This is a genomic window from Mesorhizobium sp. BH1-1-5 (assembly GCF_020165615.1).
Classification (GTDB): domain Bacteria; phylum Pseudomonadota; class Alphaproteobacteria; order Rhizobiales; family Rhizobiaceae; genus Mesorhizobium.
In genome coordinates this window covers 24,007-41,173 of sequence record NZ_JAIUIM010000002.1, presented here as the reverse complement: position 1 = coordinate 41,173, position 17,167 = coordinate 24,007, and the positions used below count along the sequence as shown (strand labels likewise).

At 64.6% G+C, this 17,167-nt stretch carries 14 protein-coding genes and 1 tRNA gene; 6 read left to right on the top strand and 9 right to left on the bottom strand.

Annotated features, from left to right (window positions below; translation table 11 throughout):
* The first annotated feature begins 87 nt into the window (after window positions 1-87).
* Window positions 88-1,338, top strand: a complete 1,251-nt coding sequence (locus LB572_RS02725) for an SRPBCC family protein (RefSeq protein ID WP_140801708.1) — start codon at window positions 88-90, stop codon at window positions 1,336-1,338.
* A gap of 183 nt (window positions 1,339-1,521) precedes the next feature.
* Here the strand turns inward: LB572_RS02725 and lipB are convergent, their stop codons facing one another.
* Window positions 1,522-2,265 (bottom strand): lipoyl(octanoyl) transferase LipB, encoded by a 744-nt coding sequence (lipB, locus tag LB572_RS02720; RefSeq protein ID WP_224666615.1) that lies wholly within the window; start codon window positions 2,263-2,265, stop codon window positions 1,522-1,524.
* A gap of 239 nt (window positions 2,266-2,504) precedes the next feature.
* Here lipB and LB572_RS02715 point away from each other — a divergent pair.
* A tRNA-Leu gene (locus tag LB572_RS02715) sits at window positions 2,505-2,589 on the top strand.
* Window positions 2,590-2,746: 157 nt separating this feature from the next.
* Here the strand turns inward: LB572_RS02715 and LB572_RS02710 are convergent.
* From LB572_RS02710 to LB572_RS02685, 6 genes are all read right to left on the bottom strand, one after another.
* The gene (locus LB572_RS02710) at window positions 2,747-5,431 is read right to left on the bottom strand and encodes a phosphoenolpyruvate carboxylase (protein WP_224666614.1); all 2,685 of its coding nucleotides are present in this window, start codon (window positions 5,429-5,431) and stop codon (window positions 2,747-2,749) included.
* A gap of 112 nt (window positions 5,432-5,543) precedes the next feature.
* The gene (sucD, locus tag LB572_RS02705) at window positions 5,544-6,443 is read right to left on the bottom strand and encodes a succinate--CoA ligase subunit alpha (protein ID WP_224666613.1); all 900 of its coding nucleotides are present in this window, start codon (window positions 6,441-6,443) and stop codon (window positions 5,544-5,546) included.
* A gap of 14 nt (window positions 6,444-6,457) precedes the next feature.
* Window positions 6,458-7,645, bottom strand: coding sequence for a malate--CoA ligase subunit beta (locus tag LB572_RS02700; RefSeq protein WP_140801705.1), 1,188 nt, complete (start codon window positions 7,643-7,645; stop codon window positions 6,458-6,460).
* 20 nt (window positions 7,646-7,665) lie between these two features.
* Window positions 7,666-8,616, bottom strand: a complete 951-nt coding sequence (locus tag LB572_RS02695; RefSeq protein WP_224666612.1) for an HpcH/HpaI aldolase/citrate lyase family protein — start codon at window positions 8,614-8,616, stop codon at window positions 7,666-7,668.
* Window positions 8,617-8,626: 10 nt separating this feature from the next.
* Window positions 8,627-9,817 (bottom strand): aminotransferase class V-fold PLP-dependent enzyme, encoded by a 1,191-nt coding sequence (locus tag LB572_RS02690; protein ID WP_224666611.1) that lies wholly within the window; start codon window positions 9,815-9,817, stop codon window positions 8,627-8,629.
* A gap of 122 nt (window positions 9,818-9,939) precedes the next feature.
* On the bottom strand, window positions 9,940-10,611 hold the full coding sequence (locus LB572_RS02685) for a response regulator transcription factor (RefSeq protein WP_224666610.1): 672 nt from the start codon (window positions 10,609-10,611) through the stop codon (window positions 9,940-9,942).
* Window positions 10,612-10,971: 360 nt separating this feature from the next.
* On the opposite strand from LB572_RS02685, the gene mgtE reads away from it, so the two are divergent.
* Window positions 10,972-12,390 (top strand): magnesium transporter, encoded by a 1,419-nt coding sequence (gene mgtE, locus LB572_RS02680; protein ID WP_224666609.1) that lies wholly within the window; start codon window positions 10,972-10,974, stop codon window positions 12,388-12,390.
* Window positions 12,391-12,533: 143 nt separating this feature from the next.
* Entirely contained in the window at window positions 12,534-12,920 is a 387-nt protein-coding gene (locus LB572_RS02675) for a MerR family transcriptional regulator (RefSeq protein ID WP_027168973.1), read from the top strand.
* A gap of 9 nt (window positions 12,921-12,929) precedes the next feature.
* Here the strand turns inward: LB572_RS02675 and LB572_RS02670 are convergent, their stop codons facing one another.
* Both LB572_RS02670 and LB572_RS02665 read right to left on the bottom strand, forming a co-directional pair.
* Window positions 12,930-13,409 carry a methyltransferase family protein gene (locus LB572_RS02670; protein WP_224666608.1) on the bottom strand — a complete coding sequence of 160 codons (480 nt, stop codon included), beginning with the start codon at window positions 13,407-13,409 and terminating at the stop codon, window positions 12,930-12,932.
* Window positions 13,406-14,407: a heparan-alpha-glucosaminide N-acetyltransferase gene (locus LB572_RS02665; protein ID WP_224666607.1), complete on the bottom strand. Its 1,002-nt coding sequence runs from the start codon at window positions 14,405-14,407 to the stop codon at window positions 13,406-13,408. The genes LB572_RS02670 and LB572_RS02665 overlap by 4 nt, the downstream gene beginning before the upstream one ends.
* Window positions 14,408-14,635: 228 nt before the next feature.
* Between LB572_RS02665 and LB572_RS02660 the strand changes: the two genes are divergently transcribed.
* Both LB572_RS02660 and LB572_RS02655 read left to right on the top strand, forming a co-directional pair.
* Window positions 14,636-15,835 carry an MFS transporter gene (locus LB572_RS02660; RefSeq protein WP_224666606.1) on the top strand — a complete coding sequence of 400 codons (1,200 nt, stop codon included), beginning with the start codon at window positions 14,636-14,638 and terminating at the stop codon, window positions 15,833-15,835.
* Between the two features lie 228 nt (window positions 15,836-16,063).
* Window positions 16,064-17,137: an ABC transporter substrate-binding protein gene (locus LB572_RS02655; RefSeq protein WP_263497775.1), complete on the top strand. Its 1,074-nt coding sequence runs from the start codon at window positions 16,064-16,066 to the stop codon at window positions 17,135-17,137.
* Window positions 17,138-17,167 lie beyond the last annotated feature (30 nt).

The window sequence follows — 17,167 nt, the reverse complement described above, 5'->3', positions numbered from 1 at the left end:
GATGGGCAAGAACCCGCCCATTGTTGTTAAGTCTTTCTTGGCTGCGCCGCCGCTAGGCTGCTCCTCTAAGACAGGGAGCGAAGGCAAGTGTCGGTCATCGTCACGGTCACTCTCGTGGCCGGCAATCTTGGACTGATCTTTCTTCTGATGACCGTGCCGCTCGGACTGCGCACGGTGACGGTCAGCCGCGTGATCAAGGCCGACCGCGACCGCCTCTGGCAGGCGCTGTGGCCGTTCGGCAGCAATGCCGGATGGTCCGGCGAAATCCTCTCCGCCGAGCCGGTGGACGGCGAGGGGACGGCGCTGATCAGATTGTCCTGGGACGGCCGTGACGGTCGGCCCATCGAACGCAAGGCGCGGTTCGAGGACGTCGGCGAGGGCAGCCGCTTCGCGATGACCGTCATCGAGGACACGGCGCTCGATCCCTCGTTCTGGGCGAACTATCGAGAGACCGTCGCACTTGTGCCCTTGGGCGATGCGACGCGGGTCACGCTCACCCAGACCGACCGCTATCGCGGCGTCGCGTTTCTGGTCTTCCGTTTCTTTGCCATGCGCCGCGAGCTCAGCAAGCTGGATGTCTGGGCGGCGACCGGTACGTATCGCAAGGGCGGCTGGTTCGAGCACCCGGTGAGCCAGATCGGCTTCGCTGTGCTCTCGGCCCTGATCCTGTGGCCCTTTTTCGGCCTCAATCTCGGCGGCCTGGCTCTCGCCGCGATCCTGACCTCGGTGGTCGCTCTGCACGAACTTGGCCATATGGCGGCCTTCCGGCTGACAGGACATCGCCGGGCGCGGATGATCTTCATTCCGCTGCTCGGCGGCATCGCCATCGGCGGCAGGCCCTATGACAGCCGCTTCGAGGTGGCGTTCGTGGCGCTGATGGGCGCTGGCTTCTCCGCTTTCCTGGTGCCGGTGCTGATTGCCGCCAGCGGCTTTGCCAATGGCGAAGGCCATCGGCTTGCCGCCATGCTCCTGGCCACGCTTGCCGGCTGCGCGTCGCTGTTCAACATCGCCAATCTGGTGCCGGTGTGGAAATTCGACGGCGGCCAGGTGCTGCGCCAGATCTGCCCGGGGCCAGCGGCACTCGCGCTGGCGTCCTTCCTGCTGTTGTCGGCGCTGCTGGCGCTCGGATGGCGGGCCGGTTTCTCGCCGAGCTTCCTGCTGATTGCCGGCGCGGTGTTCGCGATCCTCAGCCTGATCACCGTGGGCAGCGGCGTGAAGCCGCGCCATGAGCTGAAGCCGATCAAGACCTTCGACCGGCTGGCCATGGCCGGCGCGCTGCTCGCCGTCTTTGCCATCCATGGCTACGGGATGCTTTGGGCTTCGGCACAGCTCATGTAAGGGTGTGCTGATATTCAGGTGATGCCGGCCCTGCAAACGCTGGCTTCCTGCGCTTCCGGTGCTCACGTACTTAAGTACGCTCCGCCCCGGTTCTCGGAACCCTGCTTGTTTGGTCGCTTCGCGCCCGTCTTCGACTCCGACTCGGCCTGACCTGAATCTCAACACACCCTGGCCGGAGACAGTTCAGCCAACCTTTCGAGCAGGCTCGGCAGCAGGCACAGCTGCAGGGCCAAACACATCCTCGAACGCCGATTTCAGCGCCAGGTCGAGGTCGGCCATGGTGACCGGCAGGCCGAGATCGACCAGGCTGGTCACGCCGTGGTCGGAGACGCCGCAGGGCACGATGCCGCCGAAATGGCCGAGGTCCGGCTCGACATTGATGGCGATGCCGTGGAAGCTCACCCAGCGGCGCAGACGGATGCCGATTGCAGCGATCTTGTCCTCGGCCGGCGTGCCGTCGGGCAAAGCAGGGCGGTCCGGCCGCACCACCCAGACGCCCACGCGGTCCTCGCGCCGCTCGCCGCGCACGTTGAAGGCGGCAAGCGTGGCGATGATCCATTGCTCGAGCGCCGCGACGAAGGCGCGCACATCCTCGCGCCGGCGCTTGAGATCGAGCATGACATAGGCCACGCGCTGGCCGGGGCCGTGATAGGTGTATTCGCCGCCGCGCCCGGCGGCAAAGACCGGGAAGCGGTCGGGATCAATCAGGTCCTCGATTCGCGCGCTGGTGCCGGCGGTGTAGAGCGGCGGATGTTCGACCAGCCAGACCATCTCGTTGACGGCGCCGCTGCGGATCGCTTCGGCGCGCGCCTCCATGAAGGCCAGCGCGTCCGGATAGGATGTCAGGCCGGGCTCGATCACCCATTCCACCGGCGTCGAGCCGGGGAGCGGTAGGAACGACGTGGCGATCTGGCTGCGTTCTGTCATGGAACTTTCTCGATGTCCCTCTCATATGGCGGCAATCGGCCAAAACGTCCAGTTTCACCAGCGTGAAGCCGGGCCGTGAAGGGTTGTGCATGCCGCTTTGTCCGATGCATGTCGTTCTCCCAAAACCGCTCCGCACTTTTGGGCGACATGCATTAGCGATTATTCCGCTCAGCGCACTTGTTTCGCCGGAAACGATTTGCTACAGGCCCCGGGCCGGACGGTTCCGGCTCCTACCACGTGCGGTCGTGGCGGAATTGGTAGACGCGCAGCGTTGAGGTCGCTGTGGGGCAACCCGTGGAAGTTCGAGTCTTCTCGACCGCACCATTCTCTCCAAAAGCCAGCTGAATTCGGCATCGGCAAGCGGATTGTTCTTGTCGCTCCTGCGGCTTCCTCGGATCAAAATGAAAGCGGTGGCGGGCCATGAAGACCACACCGCCAAAGTCTGACGCGAGGACATTTTTCCGCAATTTGGCCAAACGGCCTACCCGGTCCAGCCAAGGCCTGCCGAAATGCAGTTGATCGACACCAGCAGGGCGTCGGTCGCCCGCTTCTGATCCGCCGTGCCGGTGCTTGCTCGGACTTCACGCAGCAGATCGACCTGCAGCCGGTGGATGTCATCCATCTGCCGGCGCAGATTGTCGAAACGCCGCTTGAACATCGGGAAGCGCGCGGAAAGATCACCTCCGGTGAGGTCGCCGATCAGGCGCCGCGTCAACTCGTATTCGGCCGCGATGCGGGCATAGATTCGGTTGGCCGCACTGCTGTCGGACACCAGGCCGGCATAGAGCCGCGCGATCTCCATATCCGACTGGTAGAGTGTCTTTTCGGCCTCGTCGACGATCAGGCGGAAGAAGCCCGAGTGCTCGAACATGCGCGCCAGAAGCTCGCGCCCGGCCTCGCCGCGCACGGTGACGAAAGCGCTCAGAGCGCTGCCGATGCCATACCAGCCGGTCAGCAGGTGACGGTTCTGGCTCCAGGCGAACACCCATGGAATGGCGCGCAGATCGGCAATGCCGCTGGCGCCGAAACGGCGATCCGGGCGCGAGCCCATTTTCAAGAGCGCCAGTTCCGCGACCGGGCTCGCCTGGTTGAAATAATCGAGGAAGCCCGGCTCGGCCATCAACCCGGCGTAGGATGCCTGCGACATGCCCGCCAGCGCTTCCAGCGCTTCGTCGAACTCCGGCGATTCCTTCGCGCCGGCATCGCCGGCCGATCGGACGCCGTGCGCCAGCACGGCCGCGGCGAGGACCTCAAGCTGGTTGAGACCGGTGCCGCGATTGGCGAATTTCGACGATACGACCTCACCCTGTTCGGTGACTCGCATCGATCCGGCGACGGTGCCCTGCGGCTGCGCCGCGATCGCGCGGCCGGTCGGCGCGCCGCCACGGCTGACGGAGCCGCCGCGACCGTGGAAAAAGCTGATCCTGGTGTTGTGCTTGCGGCCGATGGCGGCGAGGCGCTTTTGCGCTTTTGCCAGTTCCCAATTGGAAGCCAGGAATCCGCCGTCCTTGTTGGAATCCGAATAGCCGAGCATGATTTCCTGGCACGCGCCGAAATCGCGCACCGTGCGCCGCACCAACGAAACGCCAAGCAGCCCGTTCAGGATGGCAGGAGCGGCCTGCAGATCGGCGATGGTCTCGAACAGTGGCACGATCCGCAGCCTGATCGTGCCGCTACCACCTGGCGCGGTCGATAGCCCGCAATAATGCGCCAGCAGATAGACGGCGAGCAGATCGTCGACCGATCGGGTCATGCTGAGCACGAAGGAGCCGACCGCGTCGGCATCGGAGCCCGAGATTTGCCTGGCGATGACCGAGAAGGTCGAAAGCAGCTCGGCGGCTTCCGGCGAGAGCCGCCCTTCGTCGATCTCCAACCGTTCGCCCTGGCTGAGGCTTGAGCGAATGCGCGCCGACCATTGCGGCGTGCCGGGGACGACGGGATCGCCCGGATCCGCCAGCGCAAACAGTTCGGCCAGCACCCGATTGACGACCGTGGAGTTCTGCCGGATGTCGAGCGAGACGGTGCGGAAACCGAAGCTTCCGACCTGCCAAATGAGCGGCTGGACGAAACGCCTGGACACCGCACGTCCGCCGATCGCTTCGAGAACCGAAGACAGTGCGCTCAGATCGGCGCGAAACGCCTCTGCCGAGGAGTAGGCCGTGGCGCCGCCATCCCGCGCTGCCTGCAGCCTGGCAAGCATGGCCGAGGCAAATTGGCGAAGCGGTTCGTCGGGGTTGCGGGCGGCGATCTCGTCAGCCTCTCCGCTCTTCTCAAGCGCCGTTTGCAGCACCGGCTTGAAGCTCGCCGGCAGCTCGATGACGTTCGAGCTGGCGCTGAGCACCGACACCAGCCGCTGCACCTGCGTCAGGTACCAGCCTATGGCGGTGTCGCGGTATTCGGCCATGGCATGGGCGGTTACCGTGGCCGTCACATTCGGATTGCCGTCGCGGTCGCCGCCGATCCACGAAGCATAGCGCATGAAGGAGGGAATTCGGATCGGCCGGCCCGGATAATGACGCTCGAAGGCGCCCTGAAGGCTGCCATAGAGCTGCGGCGTCGCCTCGAAGATGACTTCGCGGAAGAAATGCAGGCCCCAGGCGATCTCGCGCTCGACCGTCGGGCGCTCAAGTCGCAGCTCGCCCGTCATCCACAGAAGCTCGATCTCGCTTTCCAGATCGGCGACCAAAAGGTCGCGTTCGCGCGGCGCCCAGCGCGGCTGGTCGAGCTCTGTCAGCTTGCGATAGATGCGGCGGTGGATTTCCAGCACGGTGACGCGTTTGGCCTCGGTCGGATGCGCGGTCATGGTCGGACCGACGCAAAGTTCATCGAGCGCCGCCTGTGCTTCCGCCACGGAATGACCGTTCGCCGCCATCTCCGCGACCACGCTGGCGAAGGACCCGGGCACGTCGTTGATACCAGCGCCCTGTTCGAGCTCGCGCCGCGCCCGCATGGCAACCAATTCGTCGGCAATCGTCAGCAACTGGAACCAGACGCCGCTCGCCTGGAGCGCCGGGATGCGCTGTTCGGGCGCGAGGGAGACAAGCGACCTGCGTCCGCTCAGGACCGCGGCGATCTCGGGCTCGCGCGCGCTTGCGACCTGAAGCAGCAGGCGCAGCAGCAGACTGCGCTCGTCTTCACGAAACTTGATGCGTTTGCTCTGTTCCAAGGCCGCTTTCCCGATCGTCCATCGAGCCGATCGGAGGCCGGCGATCGGCAAGACCGCCGGCCCGAGACTGGCTTCACATTCTGCATTCCGCGACTTTGGCTCTGGCCGGCTGTCAAGCCGCCTTCTTCGTCCGCGCCAGCGTGTCGGCCACCACCTCGCCGAACGACGCCGGGGTCTGCACGATGACGACGCCGGCTTCCTTGAGGATCTCGACCTTCTCCTGCGCCGACTCGCCGAAGGCGGAGATGATGGCGCCGGCATGACCCATGCGGCGGCCCTTCGGCGCGGACAGGCCGGCGATATAGGCGATCAGGGGTTTGCGCATGTTGTCGCGCGCCCAGATCGCGGCTTCGGCTTCCTGCGGGCCGCCGATCTCGCCGATCATCACCACGGCGTCGGTGTCGTCGTCCCGCTCGAAGAGCTGCAGGATGTCCCTGAAGGACGAGCCGTTGATCGGATCGCCGCCGATGCCGACGCTGGTCGACACGCCGATGCCCAGCGCTTTCATCTGCGAGGCGGCCTCGTAGCCCAGCGTGCCGGAGCGGCCGACGATGCCGACGCGTCCAGGCAAATAGATGCTGCCGGGCATGATGCCCATCAGCGCCTGCCCGGGCGTTATGACCCCGGCGCAGTTGGGGCCGACCAGCCGCATGCGGTCCTCGAAGCGGTAGCGGCGCATGTAGCGCTTGACCCGCATCATGTCCTGCGAGGGGATGCCGTCGGTGATGCAGACGCAGAGCTTTATGCCGGCGTCCGCCGCCTCCATGATCGAATCGGCGGCGAAGGGCGGCGGCACGAAGACGATGCTGGCCTCGGCGCGGGTCTCCCGCACCGCGCCCTTGACCGTGTTGAAGACGGGCAGGCCGAGATGCGTCTGGCCGCCCTTGCCGGGGGTGACGCCGCCGACCAGCTTGGTGCCGTAGCGCTTCATGTCGTCGGCATGGAAGCTGCCGATCTTGCCGGTGAACCCTTGCACGATGACGCGCGTGCTGCGGTTGAGCAGGATTGCCATTTTCTCGACCTCCCTCAGGCTGCTTTTTTGTTCTTGGTGGCTTCGCGCCAGGCGGCGACCGCTTTCTCGGCGGCTTCGGCCAGCGTGTCGGCGACGATCACCGCCTCGCCGGAATCGGCCAGGATCTTGCGTCCTTCCTCGACCTTGGTGCCGGAAAGGCGCACCACCAGCGGCACGTCGACGCCGACCTCGCGGATCGCCTTGATGACGCCTTCGGCCACCCAGTCGCAGCGGTTGATGCCGGCAAAGATGTTGACCAGGATGGCCTCGACATTCTTGTCGCCGAGCACCGCGCGGAAGGATTTCGCCACCCGCTCCGGCGAGGCGCCGCCGCCGATGTCGAGGAAATTGGCCGGCTCACCGCCGGCGATCTTGATCATGTCCATTGTCGCCATGGCCAGCCCTGCGCCGTTGATGATGCAGCCGATATTGCCGTCGAGCCCGACATAGGAGAGGCCACGGTCGCTGGCGAAGGTCTCGCGCGGGTCTTCCTGGCTCTTGTCGCGCAGTTCCGAGATTTCCGGACGGCGAAACAGCGCATTCTCGTCGAAGGACATTTTTGCGTCGAGCGCGACGAGGCTGCCGTCGCGCGTCACCACCAGCGGATTGATCTCCAGCATCGTGGCGTCATAATCGCGGAACACACGGTAGCAGCCGAGGATGGTTTCGGTCGCCTTGCCGATCAAATTGTCCTCGAGCCCGAGGCCGAAGGCGATCTCGCGCGCCTGGAAGCGCTGCATGCCGACGCCTGGATCGACGGTGGCGCGGATGATCGAATCCGGCGCCGTCTCGGCGATCTCCTCGATCTCCATGCCGCCGGCGGCCGAGGCGACGATCATGACGCGCTCCTCCTTCCGGTCGAGGACGAAGCCGAGATAGAGCTCCTGCGCGATGTCGACGGCTTCCTCGAGATAGAGGCGCGAGATCAGCTTGCCGCGCGGGCCGGTCTGCTGGGTCACCAGCTTTCGCCCGAGCATGGCTTCGGCCGCGTTGGAAATCTCCTCGTCGTTCGAGCAGAGCTTGATGCCGCCGGCCTTGCCGCGCGCGCCGGAATGAACCTGCGCCTTCAGCACCCATTTCGAGCCGCCGATTTCCCTGGCGCGGTAGGTCGCCTGCTCGGGGCTGTAGGCGAGGCCGCCGCGCGGCACGTGCACGCCGTGGCGGGCAAGCAGTTCCTTGGCCTGGTATTCGTGGATGTCCATCTTGTCCTCCCGGTATTTTTCTAATGCGCCTGGCCGGCGCGCTCGATCGCCTCGTTCACCACCAGCACGTTGCGCGCCATGCGCTCCGACGCCGCGTCGATCATCTTGCCGTCGAGGGCGGCGGCACCCTTGCCAAGCGCTTCCGCTTCCTTCAGCACTTCGAGGATGCGGCGCGCGCGCGTGACTTCCTTTTCCGGCGGCGAGAACACGTCGTTGGCCAGCGCGATCTGCGAAGGGTGGATTGCCCATTTGCCCTCGATGCCGAGGGCCGCGGCGCGCCGGGCGGCGGCCTTGTAGCCTTCGGGGTCGGAGAAATCGCCGAACGGTCCGTCGATGGCGCGCAGGCCATAAGCGCGGCAGGCGATCGTCATGCGCGACAGCGCGAAATGCCACTGGTCGCCGGGATAATCGGGATTGAGCCCGCCGATGTTGACGGTGCGCGCCTTGTTTGAGGCGGCATAGTCGGCGACGCCGAAATGCATCGCTTCCAGCCGTCCTGGCGTGGCGGCGATCGCCTCGACATTGGCCATGCCGAGCGCCGTCTCGATCAGCGCTTCAAGGCCGACGCGGGTCTTGAAGCCCTTGGCCATCTCGATCTGGTTGACCATGGCCTCGACCATGTAGAGATCGGCCGGCACGCCGACCTTCGGCACCAGGATGGTGTCCAGCCGGTCGCCGGCCTGTTCCATGACGTCGACGACGTCGCGGTACATGTAAGGGGTGTCGAGGCCGTTGATGCGCACCGACACGGTCTTGCCCTTGGCGCGCCAGTCGATGTCGTTGAGCGCCTGGATGATGTTCTTGCGGGCGCGCTCCTTGTCGGGCGGCGCGACCGCGTCCTCGATGTCGAGGAAGACGAAGTCGGCGGCGCTGTTGGCCGCCTTGTCGATCATCTCCGGGCTCGAGCCCGGGACGGCGAGCTCGCTGCGCTGCAGCCGCAGTTTCTTCAGGTGGTTGATGGTGTGGCTCATGATGCGTTCCTCACGCCGCCTTGGCGACAGGCACGTCGGACGTGCGGCGGAAGTGCTCGATCGCCGCCGCCACGCCGGAGCCAGGCGCCAGACGCACGCCGCAATCGAGTAGCGTCATTTCGGCGGCCGACAGCGAGCCCAGCACCATCACTTCGTTCAGCCAACCGAGATGGCCAATGCGGAAGACCTTGCCGGCAACCTTATTGAGGCCGCCGCCCAGCGATGTCTGGTAGGCGTTGTAGGCTCGCTTCACGACATTGGCGCTGTCGATGCCTTCAGGCACCAGGATGGCGCTGACCGTGTCGGAGTGCCATTGCGGGGCCTTGGCGCAGAGCTTCAGGCCCCAGGCGTCGACGGCCTTGCGCACGCCTTCGGCCAGGCGATGGTGGCGGGCGAAGATGTTCTCCAGCCCTTCTCCCTCGATCAGGTCGAGCGAGGCGCGCAAGCCACGCAGCAGCTGCGTCGCCGGCGTGTAGGGGAAATAGCCGGCATCGTTGGCGCGGATCATGTCCTCGAAGGAAAAGTAGCAGTGCCGGTGCTTTGCCACCCGCGAAGCCGCAAGCGCCTTCTTGCTCACCGACAGGAAGCCGAGGCCGGCCGGCATCATGAAACCTTTCTGCGAGCCGCTGACGGCGCAGTCCACGCCCCATTCCTCCTGGCGGAAGTCGATCGAGCCGATCGAGGAGACGCCATCGACGAAGAGAAGGGCAGGGTGGTTCGCGGCGTCGAGCGCGGCGCGACAGCCGGCGACGTCGCTGGTGACGCCGGTCGCGGTCTCGTTCTGGGTGCAGAACACCGCCTTGATGAGGTGCGCCTTGTCGGCCTTCAGCCGCTCCGCGTAGATTTCGAGCGGAACGCCGGTGCCCCATTCGCAGTCGATGACGTCGACCTCGAAGCCGAGGCGCTCGGCCATGTCGACCCACAGATGCGAGAACTGGCCGAAGCGCGACATCAGCACCTTGTCGCCGGGGCTGAGCACGTTGGTCATCGCGGCTTCCCAGGCGCCGGTGCCGGAGGAGGGGTAGATGAAGACGCGGCCGGTCTCGTTCTTGAAGACTCGTCTGATGTCCTCGAACAGCGGCAAGGTCAGGTCGGGGAAGGAGGCGGCGCGCATATCCTCCATCGGCAGGTTCATGGCCTGCCGGACCTGCTCGGGAATGTTGGTGGGCCCCGGGATGAAAAGATGCGTGAACCCAGCCATGTGCGAAACTCCTCCGATCGTTTGGGATGGTGGAAGAAGTTTCGTCTTGGCGAGGCTCGGCAACAACACCTTGCCGGGTAAGTTGTTGGCCCTTGCGGGTGGGAAGGTCCTACCCGGTCAACCTACCCGAGAGGCGATTTGGGCGTGCGGCGTTTCTCGCTCGAATAGAGCGCGACGGCCATGGCGCGGTTGCGGACGTCCAGCTTGTCGTAGAGATTTTTCAGGTGATACTTCACCGTGTTCTCGGAAATTCCGGTCCGCGTCGCGATCTGCAAATTGGTCCAGCCGTCGGAAAGCACCGCCAGCAATTCGCGCTCGCGCACGGTGAGCCTGGACAATGGCGTGTCGTTGACCTTGTTGATGTCGATATAGGGGATGCAGATGCGGCCATGCGCGACCGCCAGGATCGTCTCGAAGATGACCGGCGGATCGTCGAACTGGAAGCAGTAGCCCTGCGCGCCGAGGCGCACGCATTGCTTGAGGATGCCGATGTCGTGGTCGTTGGAAAAGATCGTGATGCGCACGCCAAGCTCGCGGCTCTGAACTTCCGTAAGCAGATCGGCGCCATCCATGTCGGCGAGCTTCCAGCCGACGACGGCGACGTCGAATTCCGTGGCGGCGGCCAGTTCCAGGAATTGCGCGCCGCTGTGCACGACACCGAGCAAATCGAAACGGCCGTCGCATTCCAGCATTTCGCGCAGCGCCGAAACGACGAAAGGATTGCGCTCGGCGACGACCAGGCGAACGCGCCGCTCGGCATTTCCCCCGCTTGTCTTTCCAGACTTGATGTTCAAGGGCAGCGTTCGTCCTCGGACCGGTTGGCGATGCGTTGATCCTGCTGGACCATGCATCATGACAATTCTGCCTCAATGGGGAAGGGGTGCTCTTTCCCCAGCGACATGCGCTGTCGCGCCGGCTGAAGGGATTGTCGCAGCTGCGACGCGATAGCCATACGCCCCCTTCGAGGGATCGGAGGCGAAGGCGGACGCCACATTTCCTTGGCTATTCCGCACGCTAGAGCGACATCTTTCCAAGACGAATCCTGTCACCGCGCTATCTGCCGCACAGGGTTTGGATTTCCCGAAAAGCGGTTTCCACTTTTCGGGATCATGCACTAGACCTCATTTCGGGATTCCTCGTTGCGGGAGGCGCTGGTGGAAGGTCAGGACAGACAGACGACCGGCGCCGCGCCCGCCGAGGAGCATCACGCCGACATCTATGGCGAGGACGGCGCGGTGCGCGCCTCCTTCCTTGCCCGGATCGGCGCGGCGATCGCCGATCGCGACACGATCACCCTCAAGCGCGAAGTCGACGACCTGCACCAGTCGGAACTCGGCGACGTGCTGGAGGCGCTTCACCCGGAACAACGCCGCGCGCTGGTCGGGTTGCTCGGCTCCGATTTCGACTTCTCCGCGCTGACCGAAGTCGACGAGGCGATCCGCCTCGACATCGTCGACAACCTGCCCAACGAGCAGATCGCGCAGGCGGTGCAGGAGCTCGATTCCGACGACGCCGTCTACATCCTCGAGGACCTCGAGAAGGAAGACCAGGACGAGATCCTGTCGCAGCTGCCTTTCACCGAGCGCATCAGGCTGCGGCGCGCGCTGGACTATCCGGAAGAAACCGCCGGCCGGCGCATGCAGACCGAGTTCGTCGCCGTGCCGCCGTTCTGGACGATCGGCCAGACCATCGACTACATGCGCGAGGACAAGGACCTGCCCGAGCGCTTCAGCCAGATCTTCGTCATCGATCCGAGCTTCAAGCTGGTCGGCGCCATCGACCTCGACCAGATCCTGCGCACCAAGCGCGCGGTCAAGGTCGAGGACGTGATGCACGAGACCCTGCATGCGATCCCGGCCACGATGGACCAAGAAGAGGCGGCGCGGGAGTTCGAACAATACAACCTGCTCTCCGCCGCCGTGGTCGATGAGAACGGGCGGCTGGTCGGCGTGCTGACCATCGACGACATGGTCGACGTCATCCAGGATGAGGCGGAAGAAGACCTTCTGCGCATGGGCGGCGTCGGCGACGAAGAGCTGTCCGACACGGTGCTCGCCACCTCGCGTTCGCGCGTGCCCTGGCTGCTCGTCAACCTTGTGACCGCTTTCCTCGCCGCTTCGGTCATCGGCCTGTTCGACCGCACGATCGAGCATATCGTGGCGCTTGCCGTGCTGATGCCGATCGTCGCCGGCATGGGCGGCAATGCCGGCTCGCAGACCATGACCGTCACCGTGCGCGCGCTGGCGACCAGGGACCTCGATATCTACAACGCCGCCCGCATCATCCGCCGGGAGCTCGGTGTCGGCTTCATCAACGGCGTGGTGTTTGCGGTGCTTATCGGCATGGTCGCCGGTTTCTGGTTCCGCGACCCCAATCTGGGCGGCCTCATCGCGGCGGCGATGATCATCAACATGTTCGCGGCTGCGCTTGCCGGAATCCTCATCCCGCTGGTGCTCGACCGCTTCAAGATCGATCCGGCGGTGGCTTCGGCCGTCTTCGTCACCACCGTCACCGACTGTGTCGGCTTCTTCGCCTTCCTTGGACTGGCGACGTGGTGGTTTAGAGTGCCCTAAATCAACAAGCCGACGTTAATTGACTTTTACGTAAATGCCGTGCGAGGTTGCCTCCGGGTCACGTGCCGATTCCGGCGCGGGATGGGTCTGATCGGAGGGAAGGGCGACGCTCCAAGCGGCGATGCCCGGGCTTGGGAGCGGGAATGCGGGAATATTATACGATCACCGAGCTGACACGCGAATTCGACGTGTCGACGCGGACTTTGCGTTTTTACGAAGACGAGGGGCTGGTGCAGCCGGTAAGGCGCGGCCGCACGCGGCTGTTCAGGCCGTCCGACCGACACCTGATCCGCCAGATCATGCGGGGGAAAAGGCTCGGTTTCTCGATCAACGAGATCCGCGAGATCATCCAGATGTACAAGGAGCCGCCCGGCGAGGTCGGCCAGCTGAAGCTGATGATCAAGCGCATCGAGGAGAAGCGCGAGGACCTGCGCCAGAAGCGGCGCGACCTGGAGGAGACGCTGGCCGAGCTGGACCAGGCCGAGGAGTCCTGCGTCGAGCGGCTGGCCGAGCTGGGTGTCAATACCTAACGAGCCGCCTCAAATCCAGCGGCGCACCTTTTTGGCGTAGTCGCGGTATTTCTTGCCGAACTTCGCCGCCAGGATCTTTTCATCCTTCTCGATCGCCAGCTTCTGCGTCGCGAAGGCAGCGAGGAAGGCAAAAAGCAGGAACCAGGCGATGCCGCTGATGAAGGCAACGCCGATCAGCAGCAGCGTGTTGGCGAGATACATCGGGTTGCGGGTGATGCCGAAGGGGCCGGACGTCACCAGATGGTCTGGCTCGGCGTTCGGGTCGAGCGTCGTCTTGGCTCTGAACATGGCTCGGATGGCCGTGATCCACAGCATGGCGACGCCGAACAGCGCCACCCAGCCGACGCCGAACAAGAGATCGCCGAAGATGTCGCCGATCCAGGGCAGCGGGTAGAGCATGTCGAGGACGACGCTCGCCGCGATCGCCACGACATAGATAACCGGCGGCCAGGGAATGATCCCGTGTCTGGGCTTTGCGATCCCCGTCATTGCTGCCCTCCCTCCATCTGGTCCTCGGTCGCGGCGGTGCAGGTTTCCGCAAGGTCGGCCAGATGCGATTTCCAGACGCTGGACTGGTCGTTGGCGTAGAGCTTGTCGAGAGACCCTTCGCCCTTCAGCGTGTCCAGCATGCAGCCACAATAGCTCGTACAGAACTTGCTGTCCCGCTGCTGTTCGCACTGCGCCTGGCAAGCCGGTAGGAAGCCGGCTTCCTTGTCCTGAGGGGCGGCGGGCATGACCTGCGAAAACAGCCACACCGAGCCGAACAGAAGCGGCTGGTGGATCAGGTAGAAGGCGAGGCTGTGGCGGCCGATGAAGGTCAGCGGGTTCGACCAACGGCCGGGCACCCATGTTCCCAGGCGGGCGAGCAGGCCCGATGCGGAAGCGAGCTTGACCGTTGCGATGCCCGCAAGCACAGCGCCAAACCATGGGAAAAGCGGCACATAGTCGTTGGAACGCGGGTTGGTGGCGGAAAGGCCCACCCACCACAGCGCCGGATGATCGAAGAGCTCCGACCGCAGATAGTAAGGGGCGGCAATGACCGCCGCGGCAATGATGGCCGTCAGCAGCCACGGCAGCCGGAGAAAGGCGAGGCCGAGCAGGCTCGCCAGCGCGATCTCGTGCAGGATGCCGAAAAAGATGAAGCCGTCCGGCGTGACGAAATAAGTGACGGCGGAAATCGCTGCCGCCGCCGCGGCGACCATGGCAAAGCGCTTCCAGAAGCCCGGCCAGCGGATCTGGCGGCCGTGGGCGAGGAAGAGGCTGACGCCGACCAGGAACAGGAAGGTCGAGGCAATGCAGCGCGCGTAGAACTTCCACCAGCCGAAAGCGGTGAGGGTTGGCGTTGTGTAGCCGAAGTTTTCGAGATCCCAGGTGAAGTGGTAGCTCGCCATCGCGATCAGCGCGACGCCACGCAGGATGTCGAAGGCGGCGATGCGGCCCTGCTTGGGCGCGTCCTGAACGGGTTCGCTCGTCGTTTGAAGGCTCATCGTCTGACAATCCGATTCAGTCGTGCCAAACGACTATCACGGTTCAAGCCGGCGACAGAAGCAGGCGGCCATCAATGCGGTTCATGGCAGCCATGAAATTTCGCTTTAGGCCACAGGTGGAAAGCATTTGGCAGGCTTCGCTTTTCGGCCTCTGGGGGTCGGTTTCCTGCTACTGGCCGGCAGCTGGTCCGGCCAGATTCGGCGCGCGATTCACGTCCCGGAGGGCCGATGTCCACCCATGTGCGCCATCCGATCTGGCTTCCGGCCCTGCGGCCGGCGGATGCGCGTACCTTCGCCTCGCTCTATGCGGTGGAGTCTTTCGCCCGCGCCACCATCTCCAGCGTGATCCCGATCCAGGCCTACGAGATCCTGCACAATGAGCGGATCGTCTCGATCCTCTACACCATCGTGTCGCTGATGGGCCTTTCGGTCACGCTGTTCATGCCGATACTGATCCGCCGCTTCGCGCGACGCTGGGTCTACACGGCCGGCTGCGTGCTGCTGGCGATCGGCTCCGCCTTCTTCGTCACCCACACGCTGCCCGGACAGATTGCCGGCATGCTCTGCCGCGTCATGGGGGCGAGCGCGCTGTCGATCACGCTCAACCTCTACATCATGGATCACATCCGCAAGACCGACTTCATGCAGGCGGAATCGCTGCGCATGGCCTGGTCGATGTTTGCCTGGACGGGCGGGCCGACGCTCGGCATCTTCCTCTACACGCATTTCGGCATCTACGCCGCGCATGGCGCGGTCGTCGTTTTTGCATTCGCGCTGCTTTGCCTGTTCTGGTTCTACCGGTTGACCGACAACCAGTCGATCCGGCCCGGCAAGTCGCGCCCGGCCAATCCGCTTGCCAATATCGGCCGCTTCGTCAAGCAGCCGAGGCTGAGGCTCGCCTGGCTGATCGCCTTCGGCCGCTCGTGCTTCTGGACGACGTTCTTCGTCTATGGCCCGCTGTTCATGGTGATCACCGGCCAGGGCGAACTTGCCGGCGGCTTGCTGGTTTCGGCCGGCAACGCGCTTTTGTTCGTGGCGATCTTCTGGGGCAGGGCGGGCAAGCGCTTCGGCGGAAGGCGCGTCATGACCTTCGCCTATTTCGCCATGTCGGCGGTGTTGTTCGCGGCGGGCGGCGTCGGCGAGGCCGCGCCGCTCCTGACCGGCGGACTGCTGCTTTGCGGTGCCCTGTTCACCATTGCGCTCGACGCGCTCGGCTCGACCGCCTTCATGCGCTCGGTGCGGTCCTATGAGAAGGCGCAGATGGCGGCGGTCTACCGCACCTATCTCGATTTCTCCGAGCTGACGCCGCCGCTCGTCTATTCGGTCGTGCTCATCTTCTTCGGCCTGGGATCGGTGTTCGTCACGCTTGGCATCCTGGCCGCCTTCTGCGGCTTCGTCACCTGGCGCTATCTGCCGAAGGCGTTTTAATCGGCGACCGGCTTCAGCCCCGACGCCATCCCCTCTTGCAGTCCGCGCAAAAGTGAATAGCATTCTGTTTTGACGCAGGGGGCGTTTCGCACCTGCGTCTAACAATGGGGAACACAGGAGCTTCATATGACCAGGCGTGCATTGCTGACAGCAGCGTGCGTTGCGACTGCTCTATCTGTCGTGTCGTCTTCCGCCGGGGCGCAGGATAAACCGGTCTTTGGTTTGGTGATGTCGTTCAGCGGCTGGTTCCAGCCGATCGATGCGGACACGATTGCCGGCGCCAAGCTGGCGGTCGACGACATCAACGCGGCCGGCGGCGTGCTGGGGCAGCCGATCGAGACCGTCGAGTTCGACAACAAGTCCGAGCCGCAACTCGGCGCCGACGGGGCGATCGACGTCATCGACAAAGGCGCCAAGGCGATCCTTTTTCCGTCGGACTTCGATTTCGGCGCCCCGGGCGCGTTCGTCGCGCAGCAGAAGAATGTCGTTGCCTTCTCGGCGGCGTCGGACCCGAAGTTCGGTGTGCAAGGCATCGGCCCGCTTGCCTACTCCGTCTCCAATGCCGGTCAGGCGCAGGGCGCGCTGATGGCGGAGTGGGCTTACAACAAGAAGGGCTGGAAGAAGGCCTATGTGCTGCTCGACAACACCATTTCCTACACCAAGTCGCTTTGCGGGAGCTTCGCCGAGCGCTGGAAGGAAATAGCCGGCGCTGACGGTTTGCTTGGCCAGGACACTTTCCTCAATGGCGATGCCTCGATCGCCGCGCAGGTGACCCGCATCACCGGTCTTGCGCAGAAACCGGACCTTGTCTTCCTCTGCTCCTATGCGCCGGGCGGCCCGAGCGCGATCCGCCAGATGCGGGCGGCCGGCATCGAGGCCGCCGTCCTGACCGGCGAGTCCATGGACGGTGACTACTGGATCGGCAGCGTTCCCGGTCTCAGCAACTTCTATGTCGTGAACTATGGCTCCAAATATGGCGACGATCCCGATCCCGACGTGAACGCCTTCTTCGAGCGCTTCGAGAAGAAATACGGCAAGAAGGCCGATGTCTCCTATGGTCTGCGCGGTTATTCCGCCGTCCAGGCCTGGGCGAGGGCGGCCAACAAGGCGGGCTCGCTCGATGGCGACAAGGTTGCCGCGGTGCTGAACACCTTCGACAAGGAGCCGCTCGTTCTCGGCCCGACGACCTGGACCGCCGATCGCCATATCGAGGCGACGCGTCCAATGGCGATAATCGGCGTGCAAAACGGCAAGTTCGCCGCCGAGGGCCGTTTCTCGGTCGAGAAATTCCCGCAGTTCTGACAATATTGCCCGGATTGGGAGGCGAGCGCC

What these genes read in the sequence shown, in the direction of transcription:
- LB572_RS02695 (WP_224666612.1), bottom strand. Translation starts at nt 8,616, where the DNA reads ATGAGCCACACCATCAACCACCTGAAGAAACTGCGGCTGCAGCGCAGC.
- LB572_RS02675 (WP_027168973.1), top strand. Translation starts at nt 12,534, where the DNA reads ATGCGGGAATATTATACGATCACCGAGCTGACACGCGAATTCGACGTG.
- LB572_RS02660 (WP_224666606.1), top strand. Translation starts at nt 14,636, where the DNA reads ATGTCCACCCATGTGCGCCATCCGATCTGGCTTCCGGCCCTGCGGCCG.
- lipB (WP_224666615.1), bottom strand. Translation starts at nt 2,265, where the DNA reads ATGACAGAACGCAGCCAGATCGCCACGTCGTTCCTACCGCTCCCCGGC.
- LB572_RS02700 (WP_140801705.1), bottom strand. Translation starts at nt 7,645, where the DNA reads ATGGACATCCACGAATACCAGGCCAAGGAACTGCTTGCCCGCCACGGC.
- sucD (WP_224666613.1), bottom strand. Translation starts at nt 6,443, where the DNA reads ATGGCAATCCTGCTCAACCGCAGCACGCGCGTCATCGTGCAAGGGTTC.
- LB572_RS02690 (WP_224666611.1), bottom strand. Translation starts at nt 9,817, where the DNA reads ATGGCTGGGTTCACGCATCTTTTCATCCCGGGGCCCACCAACATTCCC.
- LB572_RS02655 (WP_263497775.1), top strand. Translation starts at nt 16,064, where the DNA reads ATGTCGTTCAGCGGCTGGTTCCAGCCGATCGATGCGGACACGATTGCC.
- LB572_RS02670 (WP_224666608.1), bottom strand. Translation starts at nt 13,409, where the DNA reads ATGACGGGGATCGCAAAGCCCAGACACGGGATCATTCCCTGGCCGCCG.
- LB572_RS02665 (WP_224666607.1), bottom strand. Translation starts at nt 14,407, where the DNA reads ATGAGCCTTCAAACGACGAGCGAACCCGTTCAGGACGCGCCCAAGCAG.